11 protein-coding genes and 1 tRNA gene are annotated in these 14603 nt (G+C 69.8%); 7 read left to right on the top strand and 5 right to left on the bottom strand.

Annotated elements, in window-relative coordinates; all coding sequences use genetic code 11:
• The first annotated feature begins 59 nt into the window (after positions 1-59).
• The 5 genes from HNQ79_RS17945 to purM all read left to right on the top strand — a co-directional run bounded on the left by HNQ79_RS17945 (position 60) and on the right by purM (position 5812).
• Positions 60-914 (top strand): M23 family metallopeptidase, encoded by an 855-nt coding sequence (locus tag HNQ79_RS17945; protein ID WP_185032662.1) that lies wholly within the window; start codon positions 60-62, stop codon positions 912-914.
• 10 nt (positions 915-924) lie between these two features.
• On the top strand, positions 925-1764 hold the full coding sequence (locus HNQ79_RS17940) for a maleylpyruvate isomerase family mycothiol-dependent enzyme (RefSeq protein WP_185032240.1): 840 nt from the start codon (positions 925-927) through the stop codon (positions 1762-1764).
• Positions 1765-1824: 60 nt separating this feature from the next.
• Complete coding sequence (locus HNQ79_RS17935; protein WP_229923246.1) at positions 1825-2670, top strand: META domain-containing protein; 846 nt, start codon at positions 1825-1827, stop codon at positions 2668-2670.
• A gap of 491 nt (positions 2671-3161) precedes the next feature.
• Positions 3162-4688: an amidophosphoribosyltransferase gene (gene purF / locus HNQ79_RS17930; RefSeq protein ID WP_185032236.1), complete on the top strand. Its 1527-nt coding sequence runs from the start codon at positions 3162-3164 to the stop codon at positions 4686-4688.
• 47 nt (positions 4689-4735) lie between these two features.
• Positions 4736-5812, top strand: a complete 1077-nt coding sequence (gene purM, locus HNQ79_RS17925) for a phosphoribosylformylglycinamidine cyclo-ligase (protein ID WP_185032234.1) — start codon at positions 4736-4738, stop codon at positions 5810-5812.
• 112 nt (positions 5813-5924) lie between these two features.
• Here the strand turns inward: purM and HNQ79_RS17920 are convergent, their stop codons facing one another.
• Positions 5925-6173 carry a DUF3073 domain-containing protein gene (locus HNQ79_RS17920; protein ID WP_185032232.1) on the bottom strand — a complete coding sequence of 83 codons (249 nt, stop codon included), beginning with the start codon at positions 6171-6173 and terminating at the stop codon, positions 5925-5927.
• A gap of 287 nt (positions 6174-6460) precedes the next feature.
• The gene (locus tag HNQ79_RS17915; protein WP_229923245.1) at positions 6461-7546 is read right to left on the bottom strand and encodes a Leu/Phe/Val dehydrogenase; all 1086 of its coding nucleotides are present in this window, start codon (positions 7544-7546) and stop codon (positions 6461-6463) included.
• Positions 7547-7753: 207 nt separating this feature from the next.
• On the opposite strand from HNQ79_RS17915, the gene HNQ79_RS17910 reads away from it, so the two are divergent.
• Together HNQ79_RS17910 and bldC are read left to right on the top strand one after the other, a co-directional pair.
• Positions 7754-8596: a DUF8083 family protein gene (locus HNQ79_RS17910; RefSeq protein WP_185032228.1), complete on the top strand. Its 843-nt coding sequence runs from the start codon at positions 7754-7756 to the stop codon at positions 8594-8596.
• Between the two features lie 625 nt (positions 8597-9221).
• Positions 9222-9428, top strand: coding sequence for a developmental transcriptional regulator BldC (gene bldC, locus HNQ79_RS17905; protein WP_003949541.1), 207 nt, complete (start codon positions 9222-9224; stop codon positions 9426-9428).
• Between the two features lie 498 nt (positions 9429-9926).
• Here the strand turns inward: bldC and HNQ79_RS17900 are convergent, their stop codons facing one another.
• From HNQ79_RS17900 to hrpA, 3 genes are all read right to left on the bottom strand, one after another.
• Positions 9927-10166 (bottom strand): DUF6274 family protein, encoded by a 240-nt coding sequence (locus HNQ79_RS17900; protein WP_185032226.1) that lies wholly within the window; start codon positions 10164-10166, stop codon positions 9927-9929.
• Positions 10167-10326: 160 nt separating this feature from the next.
• Positions 10327-10401: transfer RNA gene (locus HNQ79_RS17895), tRNA-Asp, on the bottom strand.
• Between the two features lie 109 nt (positions 10402-10510).
• Positions 10511-14434, bottom strand: a complete 3924-nt coding sequence (gene hrpA, locus HNQ79_RS17890) for an ATP-dependent RNA helicase HrpA (protein ID WP_185032224.1) — start codon at positions 14432-14434, stop codon at positions 10511-10513.
• Positions 14435-14603 lie beyond the last annotated feature (169 nt).

Raw genomic sequence — 14603 nt, 5'->3', positions numbered from 1 at the left:
TGTCCGACGGGGACCGACCGCGGACAGCCGCCGCGGGGCACGGACCGGGGGAGGTCGCCATCACCGCACGTCGAGCCGCACTGCACCTCAGCCGTGTCCTGTGGGCGTACTTCTTCGTGCAGGCCTTCGCGCAGTTCTTCGTGGAGCTGCCGTACGGGTACCTGGCCGGCTGGATCCCGTGCGCCCTGGCCCTCGCGCTCAACGCCTGGCGCTCGAACGACGCGAGGCGCCGGCGTCGCGCACTGGGGGACCCGGCGCCCGTCGAGGTCGCCCCGCCCGTGACCGGCCGCTGGTCCGCGCTCAACAGCCCGGCGGACAAGCAGCCGAGCCACGGCACGCACACGTACGGCCAGACCTACGCGATCGACATCCTGGCCGAGCCGGACGGCGGCGCGCGGCCCGCGCCGGTGTGGTTCTGGCCGCCCGCCCGCCGCAGCGAGGCGTTCCCCGCCTTCGGGCGGCCGTTGCTGGCAGTCGCCGATGCCACCGTCCTGCACGCGGAGGACCGTCAGCGCGACCACCTGAGCCGCACGTCGCTGCCGGGGGTGCTGTACCTCCTGCTCGTGGAGGGCGTGGCGCGGACGCTCGGCGGGCCGCGCCGCATCGTCGGCAACCACGTCGTGCTCGACCTGGGAGGCGGCACGTACGCGCTGTACGCGCACCTGAGGCGCGGCTCGCTCACCGTGCGCACGGGGGACCGGGTGGAGGAGGGCCGACCGCTCGCGCTCTGCGGCAACAGCGGCAACTCCACCGAACCGCACCTCCACTTCCAGCTGATGGACGACTCCGACCTGGACGTCGCCCGGGGCCTGCCCTTCCGCTGGCGCGGAGTGGGAGTACCCGCGGCGGGCGAACCCTTCGACGTCCCGGCGGGCGGGGGCACGTCCGGCGGCGTTGTCGGTGGCGCCCTCTAACCTCGTCCGTATGCCAGCGAACGCCGCGAAGAAGAAGCGCCCCCGCACCTACGACCCGGCCAGGACCCGGGCCGCCGTCCTCACCCAGTTCGGCCACCTGCGCACGGTGGTGGCGGGACTGTCCGAGGAGCAGCTCGCGGCCCCCGGCGGGCTGGGGGACTGGTCGGTGCGGGAGCTGGCGGCGCACGTGTACCTGGGGGTGGAGTCGGTCGTACGGGCACTCGCGGATCCCGCGCCGGAGGGAGACCTCCGCGGCCCGGCGACCGGGGCCGGACGCCCGGGAAGGGCCGAAGTCGGCCTGCTGGACTGGCCGTTCGCCACCGCTGGCCTGGCGGGGCGGATCGCCGAGGACACCAGAGGCGCCTCGGCGGGCACGCCCGTGACGGAGCTGTACGAACGCGCCGCCCGGATCGCGGAGGTACTGCCGGGCGCCGACGACGAGCGGGTGGTGCGTACCCGGGTCGGCACCATGCGCTTCGCGGACTTCCTCGTCACTCGCCTCGTCGAACTCGTCGTGCACAGCGACGACCTGGCGCGGGCGACCGGGGTGGCGGTGCCGTTCGACCGCCAGGCGCTGGCCGCCTGCACCCGGCTGCTCGCCGACGCCCTCGCCGCGAAGGCGCCCGGCGCGTCCACGGAGGTGCGGATCCCGCCGTTCGCGGTGGTGCAGTGCGTCGAAGGGCCGCGGCACACGAGAGGAACCCCGCCGAACGTCGTGGAGACCGACCCGCTCACCTGGATCAGGCTTGCCACAGGACGTACACAATGGGCCGACGAAATCGAGAACGGGCAGGTCAGAGCCAGTGGCGAGCGTGCTGATCTGGTGGGGGTCCTGCCGATCATGGGCTGATGGGCGGGCCTGCGCGGGGACAAGTGGAACCGGTCGCCCCACCTGTTCCGTCACACCGGCATGCAGACGAAGCCGAAGCTCAGGACGCGGAAGATGCTGACCGTTCCCGTCACCGCCGTGGCGCTCCTGGCCCTGGGGGCCTGCGGCACGGAAACGGGTGCCGGCTCCGGAGGGAGCGGGAAGGAGGGTGGCGACGACACCGTGCAGACCGACGTGCCTCTGACCGGCGTGCGATGGTCGGTCGAGAGCGCGACCGTGGGCGGCAAGAAGGCCCCGGCTCCGGACGGCGTCTACGTCAAGATCGACGACAAGGGCGCGGTCACCGGCCATTACGGCTGCAACTCCTTCACCGGGAGGGCCACCGTCAAGGGCGACACCGTCGACTTCGACAAGCTGCTGTCCACTCAGATCGCCTGCGAGGAGCAGGACTTCGAGCTCGCGATGCGCCAGGCGCTCGAAGACCCGCTGAAGGCGGAACTCGACGACAGCCGGCTGACCCTCACCACGCCGAGGGGAGGCACGATCGCCCTCACCTCGAAGCCGGTGGAGCCGCCCGCCCCCCTCACCGGAACGAAGTGGAACGTCAGCGGCTTCCAGGAGGGGGAGACGGCCAGGTCGCTCCCGGAGGGCACCGGCGGAAAGGCGTACCTGACCTTCGGCAAGGACGGTACGGTCCGCGGACACACCGGCTGCAACTCCCTGAACGGCACGGCGCGGCAGGGCGACGGCACCCTTGAGTTCGGCCGCGTCGCCACGACCCGGATGCTGTGCCAGGGCGCCGAGGGGACGGTGGAGAAGGACCTGCTGCAGGTGCTGTCGGGCAAGGTGAAGTACCGCGTGGACGGCCGCTCCCTGACCCTCACGGCAGCCGACGGCAAGGGCCTGGAGGCGAAGGCGGCCAAGTAGCGGCCGACGGCCCTGCGCGGCACGCACGACGGCCGCGCAGGGGTCTCCTGTACGCCTGCGAGCGATGCCCGTCGCCGGGGCCCCGCGCAGCCCGCAGGCTCCCGCCGCGGAGGTCCGCACGCCCGCACGGCTACGTCTACGCCTGCGAGCGATACCGGTTCCAGGGGGCCCGCGGAGACCGCACGGCACCCGCTGCTGAGGTCCGCAGGGGGCAGGCACGGGCACCCGCCGCGGGAACCCGCACGCCCGGCCAGCCACGTCCGGACGGCGGAACCCGCCCCGCAACCCGCCTCAGCGGGCGCCGGGCCGCGCGTCCGTAGCCCCCTGGCCGCGCCCGACCCGCCCCGGGCCCCGGACGCCGGAACCCGGATCGGCACCCGCCGCCACGATCCGGCCCGCGACCCGCCCCAGCAGGACCGTTTCGCCCCGGGGTGTCGCCCGCCCGTATCCCCAATTCGGACCAGTGGTCGATCTCGCCTACACTCGGTGCCGTGCCTCGTGGTGATGGACGACTCAACCACGACCTGCTCCCCGGTGAGAAAGGCCCCCAGGACGCTTGCGGCGTCTTCGGTGTCTGGGCTCCCGGCGAAGAGGTCGCCAAGCTCACCTATTTCGGACTGTATGCACTGCAGCACCGCGGACAGGAATCCGCGGGAATCGCAGTCAGCAACGGGTCCCAGATCCTGGTCTTCAAGGACATGGGACTGGTCTCGCAAGTCTTCGACGAAACCTCTCTCGGCTCCCTCCAGGGCCATATCGCGGTCGGTCACGCCCGCTACTCCACCACCGGAGCCTCGGTGTGGGAGAACGCGCAGCCGACGTTCCGTGCCACCGCGCACGGCTCGATCGCGCTCGGCCACAACGGAAACCTGGTCAATACGGCACAGCTCGCCGAGCTGGTCGCCGAACTCCCCAAGGAGAACGGCCGCGCCACCCAGGTGGCCGCCACCAACGACACCGACCTGGTGACCGCGCTCCTCGCGGGCCAGACCGACGACGACGGCAAGCCGCTGACCATCGAGGAGGCCGCCGCAAAGGTGCTCCCCCAGGTCATGGGCGCCTTCTCCCTCGTCTTCATGGACGAGGGAACGCTGTACGCGGCCCGCGACCCGCAGGGCATCCGCCCGCTGGTGCTCGGCCGTCTGGAGCGCGGCTGGGTGGTGGCCTCCGAGTCCGCCGCCCTCGACATCTGCGGCGCAGCCTACGTCCGCGAGGTCGAGCCGGGCGAGATGCTCGCGATCGACGAGAACGGCCTGCGCACCTCTCGATTCGCAGAAGCGAAGCCCAAGGGCTGTGTCTTCGAGTACGTCTACCTCGCGCGCCCCGACACCGACATCGCGGGCCGCAACGTCTATCTCAGCCGGGTCGAGATGGGCCGCAAACTGGCCGCGGAAGCTCCTGCCGAGGCCGATCTCGTCATAGCGACGCCCGAATCCGGCACCCCCGCCGCGATCGGTTACGCCGAGGCCAGCGGGATTCCGTACGGCTCCGGGCTCGTCAAGAACGCGTACGTCGGCCGGACCTTCATCCAGCCGTCCCAGACGATCCGCCAGCTCGGCATCCGTCTGAAGCTCAACCCGCTCAAGGAAGTCATCAAGGGCAAGCGCCTGGTGGTCGTCGACGACTCGATCGTCCGCGGCAACACCCAGCGCGCACTGGTCAAGATGCTCCGCGAGGCGGGCGCGGCGGAGATCCACATCCGGATCTCCTCCCCGCCGGTGAAGTGGCCGTGCTTCTTCGGCATCGACTTCGCCACCCGCGCGGAGCTGATCGCCAACGGCATGACCATCGAGGAGATCGGCACCTCGCTCGGCGCCGACTCGCTGGCGTACATCTCCATCGACGGCATGATCGAGTCGACGACGATCGACAAGCCGAACCTCTGCCGCGCGTGCTTCGACGGCGAGTACCCCATGGATCTCCCCGACCCGGAGCTCCTCGGCAAGCAGCTCCTGGAGACCGAGCTCGCGGCCGGAGTGGCGAACACCGCCGCGGCCGAAGCGCTCCGTCGCCCGTAGCGGGCCCGTAGACCCTCGCTGTTCGACACGAAAGTTCTCACCTCCCCATGTCTGAGAAGTCTGAGACCACCGGTGCCAGCTACGCGTCCGCGGGCGTCGACATCGAAGCCGGCGACCGCGCCGTGGAACTCATGAAGGAGTGGGTGAAGAAGACGAAGCGGCCCGAGGTGCTGGGCGGCCTCGGCGGCTTCGCCGGCCTCTTCGACGCCTCCGCCCTCAAGCGGTACGAGCGTCCGCTGCTCGCCTCGGCGACCGACGGCGTCGGCACGAAGGTCGACATCGCCCGCCGGATGGGCGTGTACGACACCATCGGCCACGACCTGGTCGGCATGGTCGTGGACGACCTGGTCGTCTGCGGCGCCGAACCGCTGTTCATGACCGACTACATCTGCGTGGGCAAGGTGCACCCCGAGCGGGTCGCCGCCCTCGTGAAGGGCATCGCCGAGGGCTGCGTCCTCGCCGGCTGCGCCCTGGTCGGCGGCGAGACGGCCGAGCACCCGGGTCTGCTGGGCCCCGACGACTTCGACGTGGCGGGCGCCGGCACCGGTGTCGTGGAGTACGACCAGCTCCTCGGCGCGGACCGGATCCGCGAGGGCGACGCCATGATCGCGATGGCGTCCTCCGGTCTTCACTCCAACGGCTACTCGCTGGTGCGCAACGTCGTCTTCGACCGCGCGGGCTGGTCCCTGGAGCAGGAGATCGAGGAGTTCGGCCGCACACTCGGCGAGGAGCTGCTGGAGCCCACGAAGATCTACTCGCTGGACTGCCTGGCCCTCACCCGCACCGCCGAGGTCCACGCCTTCAGCCACGTCACCGGTGGAGGCCTGGCCAACAACCTGGCCCGGGTGATCCCGGACCACCTGCACGCCACCGTCGACCGCTCGACCTGGACCCCCGGCGCCGTCTTCGACGTCGTCGGCAGGGCCGGGAACGTCGAGCGCCTCGAACTGGAGAAGACCCTCAACATGGGCGTCGGCATGATCGCTGTCGTGCCCGAGCAGTCGGTGGACGTGGCCCTGGCCGCCCTCGCCGACCGCGGCGTCGACTCCTGGGTGGCCGGCGGGATCACCGCCCGCGGCGAGCACCGCGAGGGCGCGGCCCTCACCGGCGACTACGCCAAGTAGGACGCACAGAACCCGGCCCGGGGCGCGAGCCCCGGACCGGGTCCGGTGATCAAACGGTACTGCTCAAACCTTATGAATATGTTCGAGGTGTACGAACGCCAAAGGTGAAGCGTCAAGCGCCGCGGCGCTGCGACGAAGGTCCGGACTCATCGTCCTCGTCCTCGTCGTTGTACTGCGACGCGTACTGTGCGTACGGGTCGTCTTCCTCGTCATCGTCCTCGAACGGCTCGCCGTTAGGCGGCTGTTGCGAAGTCGAAGCGCCCAGCTCGCTGGCCAGACGCGACAGGTCGGTACCGCCGCTGCTGTACTTCAGCTGGCGGGCGACCTTCGTCTGCTTGGCCTTTGCCCGGCCGCGCCCCATGGCTCGACCCCCTCGGTGACGGGGCTCGACGGCCCCAGAGTCTTGACACGCGTTCATGGTTGGGAACGGGCCCTCCGTGGAGAGACCGGTCCGCAGGACTTCAACGGTACCTGCTTCTTTGGCCATACGGTACGCCGCCCGCACGAGACGCCTCGAAGCACGACCGGCGAGACGTTCCGTCCCCGCTGGTCAACCGCGATTTTAGCCCCTTCCTGACGCCCGACCCGCCGAGGGGGGTGAGCGATGTCTCCCCACCCGGCGGTCCGGCCCCTCTCCGGAGCCCTCCGTCAGCGCCGGGCGCGGGCCTCGGCCATCCGCTGTTCGGCGATCCGGTCGGCCGCGGCGACCGGCGGAACACCGTCACTCTTCGCACGTGCGAAGATTTCCAGCGTGGTGTCGAAGATCTTCGCGGCCTTCTTCCTGCACCGGTCGAAGTCGAAGCCGTGCAGTTCGTCGGCGACCTGGATGACCCCGCCCGCGTTCACCACGTAGTCCGGCGCGTACAGGATCCCGCGGTCGGCGAGGTCCTTCTCGACGCCCGCGTGCGCGAGCTGGTTGTTGGCCGCACCGCACACCACACCCGCCGTCAGCGCCCGCACGCTCTCGTCGTTCAGCGCGCCGCCGAGCGCGCACGGGGCGTAGATGTCCAGGCCCTCGACCCGGATCAGCGCCTCGGTGTCGGCGACCACGGTGACCTGGGGGTGCTTGTCGGTCACGCGGCGTACGGACTCCTCGCGCACATCCGTGACGACGACCTCCGCGCCGTCCTCCAGCAGGTGCTCCACCAGGTAGTGGCCCACCTTGCCCACGCCGGCCACGCCCACCTTGCGGCCGCGCAGCGTGGGATCGCCCCACTGGTGCTGGGCGCAGGCGCGCATGCCCTGGAAGACGCCGAAGGCGGTCAGTACGGAGGAGTCGCCCGCGCCGCCGTGCTCGGGGGAGCGCCCGGTCGTCCAGCGGCACTCGCGCGCCACGACGTCCATGTCCGCGACGTACGTGCCGACGTCGCACGCGGTCACGTAGCGGCCACCGAGCGAGGCGACGAAGCGGCCGTACGCCAGCAGCAGCTCCTCGGTCTTGATCTGCTCGGGGTCGCCGATGATGACGGCCTTGCCGCCACCGTGGTCGAGACCGGCCAGGGCGTTCTTGTAGCTCATGCCGCGCGAGAGGTTCAGGGCGTCCTCCAGGGCGGCCTCCTCGCTCTCGTACGGGTAGAAGCGGGTGCCGCCCAGGCCCGGACCGAGGTCCGTGTTGTGCAGGGCGATGACGGCCTTGAGGCCGGAGGCGCGGTCCTGGCAGAGCACGACTTGCTCGTGGCCGCCCTGTTCCGAGCGGAACAGGGTGTGCAGGACGCCGTCGGAAGATGCGGTCACTGTGGTGACTCCCAAGTACGAGGCGGTGAGCCCTCTTACGGGTGGGGAGGGCCCGTTGGGCATGAGATTAGGCCCCGGGGGCCGCTCGCAAGGGCGGAGTGCCGCAGATCACCTCCTTCCGGGGGACACCGTGGGACGATTTGTTTCCGGTCGTCCCTGGCCGGGCGGGCGGCCCGGTCGTGGGTCCGGTCGCAGTGAGGAGCAGGCGTGCCCCTGGCGTCATCGGTGATCGTCCCGTACGTGTCGTCCCTGCGGGTGTACGAACCGCTGGCCGCCTTCCCGGAACCGGAACGGACCCACTGGGCCCGCTACGCCCGCCGCACCGCCCTCCCCTCCCCTCAGGACGAGCTCCGTGCCGCCCTGGCCGGTCTGCTGCCCACCCCGCCCCTCGCGGTGCCGGTGCACGAGAGCGGCGACGCGTACGTGGCCGAGGTCGACGAGGTGGTGGTGGTCTGCCCCTGGCGCACCCGGCTGCGCGGCTGGCTGGCCCTCCAGGAGGCGGCCGACCAGTACCCGGGACCGTTGCTGGACGCCGCGGTGCCCCCGCTCGTACGGGAGCAGGCGCGGGCCGACCACGAGCGGTGGCGGGAGCGGAACCCGGACGCCCGGCCGTGGATCAAGACCTCGGTGTGGCACGTGCCGGTGCGCTGGTTCGTCCTCTTCGAGGACCAGGAACGGGAGTACGTGAAGGGCTCCGCGGACTGTGCGCCCGTGCTGCGCTACCGGACGCCGATGGTGCAGGCGCGGCGGCGGGTGGCGCGCGGGCTGCGCACGCTGCGGGAGCACATGGACGAGGGGCCGCTGGTGTCGGGGCTGGTGGAGGTGGGGCGCTGGCTGGAGGAGTTCCACCCCCGTTCCCTCGTCGAACTGGACTACGGCGGGCTGGCTCACGTACTGGACGAGACGCAGCTCGCCTCGGACCGCTCGGCGGCGGACGTGGCCGCCGGGCTGGGGGCGCTGCGGGCCGGCGACCCGGACGGGGCGGCGCGGGCGTACGGCAGGCTCGCGGAGCGGTGGCGGGCGGTCCGTGACCGGCAGTTCGCGAACTGAGGCACCCGTTCGTTTCCGGAAGTGGACGTATTTGTCTCGTTTTGTTCTCTTTGGGGGCCTCTTCGGTCCGCGGACAGAATGCGATTTGAGCGAAACCTGAGCTAACGGTGAACCGGACCGTGATGTGGTGCGTGAGACAAGTCGTGGGACACGTCGTGAAATAGGTGAGAGCGAGGGGGTCGGGACCTACGTCCTGATCCGGGCTTTTGTGTCAAGCGTGACGGACAGCACTAAAGCACCCCTTGCGCCCATCCCCGTCCCTCGTGTCAAAATAGGACAAGGAGTCCGCAGAGGGCTCCTTCCGTCCAACTAAGGGCGGAATGCTCGGCATTGCACTCTATGGGGGGTCTGACGACTCCTGATCGCTCTGTGACTGATCGTCACAGTGGCGTGACTGTCCGCTATGGCATGGTCCATCGGCTTCCGTCGCGGATGAACACCTCAGAGGGCAATTCCATCGGTTTGGCCCACGCGGCTGGACGGATGGTGTAGTTGTAGTGCCGAGGACAAGCCGTTCGTCCTATAACCGACTCGGCCCGCGTCCGCCATTTCGGGCAACGCGGGTCAAGGTGCAGAATTTAGAGGAAAGAACCGTGATGGTTCGGTTCTCCCGAGGAGGCCGCTCATGACCGCTCGCACCCCTGACGCCGAGCCGCTGCTGACCCCGGCTGAGGTCGCCACGATGTTCCGTGTGGACCCGAAGACGGTGACCCGCTGGGCCAAGGCAGGCAAGCTCACGTCCATCCGCACGCTGGGTGGGCACAGGCGCTACCGCGAGGCCGAGGTCCGCGCACTGCTTGCGGGTATCCCGCAGCAGCGCAGCGAGGCCTGAGGCATCGCATTACCTCGCACTACCGCTTCATCTTCTTCACCCGCAGCACCGCACCACACGCAGTGCATGGCAACACCCCCCGCATTGCAGGGTATTTCGGACACGGGTCCCCCAACTCGTTCCGCCCGCCCACCCCAAGCTCCACATGACCGGCACCTGCCCCAACGGGAGCCGGGTCATTGATCGCGCTGGACTCCGCCGGGTCCAGCGCGATTTTTTTGTGCCCGAGGGGCTCTGTGTCGCCCTGTGCGGCCCTGCCGCACGCCGGCCCCCGGGGGAGCGCCCCTCGTGCCCGCCGGGCGCCGGTGGCGGCCCCGGGTCGGGGCGAAGGCCGGAGAAGGTCGAGGCAAGTGCAATTGCATATATTAAATTGGCCGATTGTAAGGCGGGTGTAAATACCCTGACTCAAAGAACGCTTTGGGTGACACCCGTCACAGCCGCTGGCACTTGCCAAACCCGATCCTGTCACCGAATGGGAAGCCGGCCCTACGGCGATGGTCACGAGTCCGCAGGGCTTTCGTCCTGCGGTTCCTCCCGGGACGCGTGCCGGCCCGCGGAGGACCGGCAGGGGGAGTCCGGGGCCCGGGAAGCCCTGTCGTCCGGCTCCGGTTCCATCGCGAGCCGCAGCAGTTTGCGGCAGACCGGACAGTGCTCCGTGCGGTGCCGGTAGCCGGCGGCTGCGGACAGGTGGGCGCGCAGCAGTGCGCGCGTCTCGTGCCGTGCGGTGGGAGCCGTCACTCGTCACCTCCCGATCCCCTGATGTCCGGGGTACCGGTGGCAGATGCCCGCGTCAAGACGCGAGGAGACCCCGATCCGAAGGACCGAGGTGGGCCCGGGTGGGCCGGGGCACAAACGCCGAGGCCCGCATCCGGTGCGGATGCGGGCCTCGAACTTACTGCGGTCCTGACGGGATTTGAACCCGCGGCCTCCACCTTGACAGGGTGGCGAGCACTCCAAACTGCTCCACAGGACCTTGCTTCGCAGCCGTTCACCCCGCTTGCGCGGTGTGTGCGTGTTGCTGCGAGACAGACTGTACAGCAGGTCAGAGGGTGCAGTCGAACCAGCTTCGAAGCCGCTCCCCGTTACGGGACAGCCGCGTCGATCGCCTTCACGATGCGCTTGTCGGAGACCGGGTACGCCGTGCCCAGCGCGTGCGCGAAGTAGCTGACCCGCAGCTCCTCGATCATCCAGCGGATCTCGCGCACCTCCTGCGGTACGGGCCTGCCCTGCGGCAGTTGTTCCAGCAGCCAGGCGTACTCGTCCTGCATCTCGTGGACCTTCTCCATGCGCGCGGTGTCGCGCTGGGCGCCGGCCGGCATCTGCTGGAGGCGGCGGTCGGCGGCCACGAGGTAACGCATCAGGTGCGGCAGCCGTTTGAGGCCGGTCCGCGTCACGAACCCGGCCGGCATCAGGGCGTCCAGCTGCTTGCGCACGTCCGCCAGGTTCGGCAGCAGCACGGGGCTCTTCGTGGACTTCAGGCGGCGCTCGCAGGCCTGCCAGGCGGCGAGTACCTGCTGGACCTGGTGCACGGTCCGTACGGTCGCGTCCACCAGGTCGGCGCGCACCTTGTCGTAGAGCTTCCGGAACGACTCCTCGTCCCAGGCGGGGCCGCTGTGGTCGGCGATCAGCTTGTCCGTGGCGGCCATCGCGCAGTCGTCGAAGAGGGCCTGGATGGAGCCGTGCGGGTTGCTGGAGAGGGCGAGCTTCTGCTGGTTGGTGAGCTTGTCGGAGGCGAACTTGGCGGGGTTCACGGGGATGTTGAGCAGAATGAGGCGGCGGGTGCCGGCCCACATCGCCTGCCGCTGCTCGGCCTCGGTGTCGAAGAGCTGCACGGAGACCGAGGCGCCCTTGTCGACGAGCGCCGGATAGGCCTTCACCGGCTGCCCCGCCCGCTTCGTCTCGAAGACCTTGGTCAGCGTGCCGATGGTCCAGTCGGTGAGGCCGGTGCGCTCGATGGTCTCGCCGCCGGAGCGTTCCGCCGTCGCGGCAGCCGCCTGGGAGAGCGCCTGGCGGGCCTTGGGGCGCAGTTGCAGCCGCAGTGCCTCCAGGTCCTTGTCCTCGGCGAGCTTCTTGCGCCGCTCGTCGACGATCCGGAACGTGATCCTCAGGTGGTCCGGAATGCGGTCGAGGTCGAAGTCCGCGGGGGAAACGGGCACCCCGACCATCTTCTGCAGTTCGCGGGCGAGCGTGAAGTGGATCGGTTCCTGCAGCGGAACCGCCCGGTCCAGGAACCTCTGCGCGTAGTTCGGCGCGGGCACGTAGTGCCGGCGGACCGGCTTCGGCAGCGACCGGATCAGCTCGGTGACGACCTCCTCGCGCAGTCCGGGGATCTGCCAGTCGAAGCCCTCGTCGGTGACCTGGTTGAGGACCTGGAGCGGAATGTGGACGGTCACGCCGTCCGCGTCCGCACCCGGCTCGAACTGATAGGTCACCCGGAACTTCAGCGGACCCTGCCGCCAGGAGTCCGGATAGTCGTCCTTGGTGACCCCCGCCGCCTTCTCGTTGATGAGCATCTCGCGCTCGAAGTCGAGGAACTCGGGCTCCTCGCGCTTCTTGTGCTTCCACCACGAGTCGAAGTGCGCGCCGGAGACGACGTGTTCGGGGATGCGCTGGTCGTAGAAGTCGAAGAGGGTTTCGTCGTCCACGAGGATGTCGCGGCGGCGGGCGCGGTGCTCCAGCTCCTCGACCTCGGTCAGCAGTTTGCGGTTGTCGGCGAAGAACTTGTGGTGGGTGCGCCAGTCGCCCTCGACGAGCGCGTTGCGGATGAACAGGTCGCGGGAGACCTCGGCGTCGATCCGCCCGTAGTTCACCTTCCGCTGCGCGACGATCGGCACCCCGTACAGCGTGACCCGCTCGTACGCCATGACGGCCGCCTGGTCCTTCTCCCAGTGCGGTTCGCTGTACGTGCGCTTGAGGAGGTGCTGGGCGAGCGGCTCGATCCACTCCGGTTCGACCTTGGCGTTGACCCGGGCCCACAGCCGGGAGGTCTCCACCAGCTCGGCCGACATGATGAAACGGGGCTGCTTCTTGAACAGCGCCGACCCGGGGAAGATCGCGAACTTGGCGTTACGGGCGCCCAGGTACTCGTTCTTGTCGGTGTCCTTGAGCCCGATGTGGGAGAGGAGACCGGCGAGGAGGGAGGTGTGGACGGACGTCTCCGGCGCGTCCTCCTCGTTCGGGTGGATTCCCAGCTGCTTGGCGACGGACCGCAGCTGGGCGTAGATGTCCTGCCACTCCCTGATCCGCAGGAAGTTCAGGTACTCCTGCTTGCACATCCGCCGGAACGAGGACGAACCGCGCTCCTTCTGCTGCTCCCGGATGTACCGCCACATGTTCAGGAACGCGAGGAAGTCGGACGTCTCGTCCTTGAACCGGGCGTGGTTCTGGTCCGCCTGCTGCTGCTTCTCGACGGGGCGCTCGCGCGGGTCCTGGATGGAGAGCGCGGCGGCGATCACCATGACTTCCCGAACGCAACCGTTCTTGTCGGCCTCCAGGACCATGCGTGCCAGACGCGGGTCGACGGGCAGCTGGGACAGCTTGCGCCCCTGCTCCGTCAGCCGCTTCGTCGGGTCCTTCTCGTTCGGGTCGAGCGCCCCGAGCTCCTGGAGGAGCTGCACGCCGTCACGGATGTTGCGGTGGTCCGGCGGGTCGATGAACGGGAACTTCTCGATCTCGCCGAGGCCCGCGGCGGTCATCTGGAGGATGACGGAGGCGAGGTTCGTACGGAGGATCTCCGCGTCCGTGAACTCGGGACGGGAGAGGAAGTCGTCCTCGGAGTACAGCCGGATGCAGATGCCGTCCGACGTACGGCCGCAACGCCCCTTGCGCTGGTTGGCGCTCGCCTGGCTGATCCGCTCGATGGGCAGCCGCTGGACCTTGGTGCGGTGGCTGTAGCGGGAGATGCGGGCGGTGCCCGGGTCGATGACGTACTTGATGCCCGGGACGGTCAGTGAGGTCTCGGCGACGTTGGTGGCGAGGACGATGCGGCGGCCCGTGTGGCGCTGGAAGACACGGTTCTGCTCGGCGTGCGAGAGGCGCGCGTAGAGGGGGAGGACCTCGGTGTGGCGCAGGTTGCGTTTGTTGAGGGCGTCCGCGGTGTCGCGGATCTCCCGCTCGCCGGAGAGGAACACGAGGACGTCGCCGGGGCCTTCGGCCTGGAGCTCGTCGACGGCGTCCGCGATGGCGGTGATCTGGTCGCGGTCCGAGTCGTCGCCCTCCTCCTCCAGCAGCGGCCGGTACCGGACCTCGACGGGGTACGTACGGCCGCTGACCTCCACGATCGGCGCGTCGCCGAAGTGCCGGGAGAAGCGCTCGGGGTCGATGGTCGCGGAGGTGATGACGACCTTGAGGTCGGGGCGCCGGGGGAGGAGCTGGGCGAGGTACCCGAGCAGGAAGTCGATGTTGAGGGACCGTTCGTGCGCCTCGTCGATGATGATCGTGTCGTACGCGCGCAGCTCGCGGTCCGTCTGGATCTCGGCGAGCAGGATGCCGTCCGTCATCAGTTTCACGAAGGTCGCGTCCTGGTTCACCTGGTCGGTGAAGCGGACCTTCCAGCCGACGGCCTCGCCCAGCGGCGTCCTCAGCTCGTCCGCGATGCGCTCCGCCACCGTGCGGGCGGCGATGCGGCGGGGCTGGGTGTGGCCGATCATGCCCTTCACACCACGGCCCAGCTCCATGCAGATCTTCGGGATCTGCGTCGTCTTGCCGGAGCCGGTCTCGCCCGCGACGATCACGACCTGGTGGTCGCGTATCGCCTCGGCGATGTCGTCCTTCTTCTGGCTGACGGGGAGGGACTCGGGGTACGTGATCGTGGGCACACGGGCGGCGCGGGCCGCCACTCTGCGGGCGGACTTCTCCGCCTCGGCGGCGATCTCGTCCAGGACCGACTGCCGGGCCTCCGGCTTGCGGATGCGACGGGCGCCTTCGAGGCGGCGGCCGAGGCGGTGGGCGTCACGGAGCGAGCTCTGGGCGAGGGTGGCCTGGAGGTCGGCGAAGGAAGTAGACATACCTGGTTCAGGATCTCACTTCGGGGTGAGGTGTGGCGAACCGATTTCCGGCGCGGGGCGGGGGGTGTGCGAGGGGGGTGTACGAGGGGGCGTGCGCGTACGGGGGTGGCGGGGCGTGGGGCGGGGGGCGCGCCGTCCGGTGGGGCCGCCCCCTTGCCCGCCCGTTCCG

This window comes from Streptomyces candidus, assembly GCF_014207445.1.
Taxonomy (GTDB): Bacteria; Actinomycetota; Actinomycetes; order Streptomycetales; family Streptomycetaceae; genus Streptomyces; species Streptomyces candidus.
The sequence above is the reverse complement of the archived record's forward strand: the minus strand, read 5'-3'. Positions and strand labels throughout refer to the sequence as shown.

Bases quoted from the DNA above. Each gene is read 5' to 3' on its own strand.
- HNQ79_RS17940 (WP_185032240.1), top strand. From the start codon at position 925: ATGCCAGCGAACGCCGCGAAGAAGAAGCGCCCCCGCACCTACGACCCG.
- hrpA (WP_185032224.1), bottom strand. From the start codon at position 14,434: ATGTCTACTTCCTTCGCCGACCTCCAGGCCACCCTCGCCCAGAGCTCG.
- HNQ79_RS17935 (WP_229923246.1), top strand. From the start codon at position 1,825: ATGCAGACGAAGCCGAAGCTCAGGACGCGGAAGATGCTGACCGTTCCC.
- bldC (WP_003949541.1), top strand. From the start codon at position 9,222: ATGACCGCTCGCACCCCTGACGCCGAGCCGCTGCTGACCCCGGCTGAG.
- HNQ79_RS17920 (WP_185032232.1), bottom strand. From the start codon at position 6,173: ATGGGGCGCGGCCGGGCAAAGGCCAAGCAGACGAAGGTCGCCCGCCAG.
- purM (WP_185032234.1), top strand. From the start codon at position 4,736: ATGTCTGAGAAGTCTGAGACCACCGGTGCCAGCTACGCGTCCGCGGGC.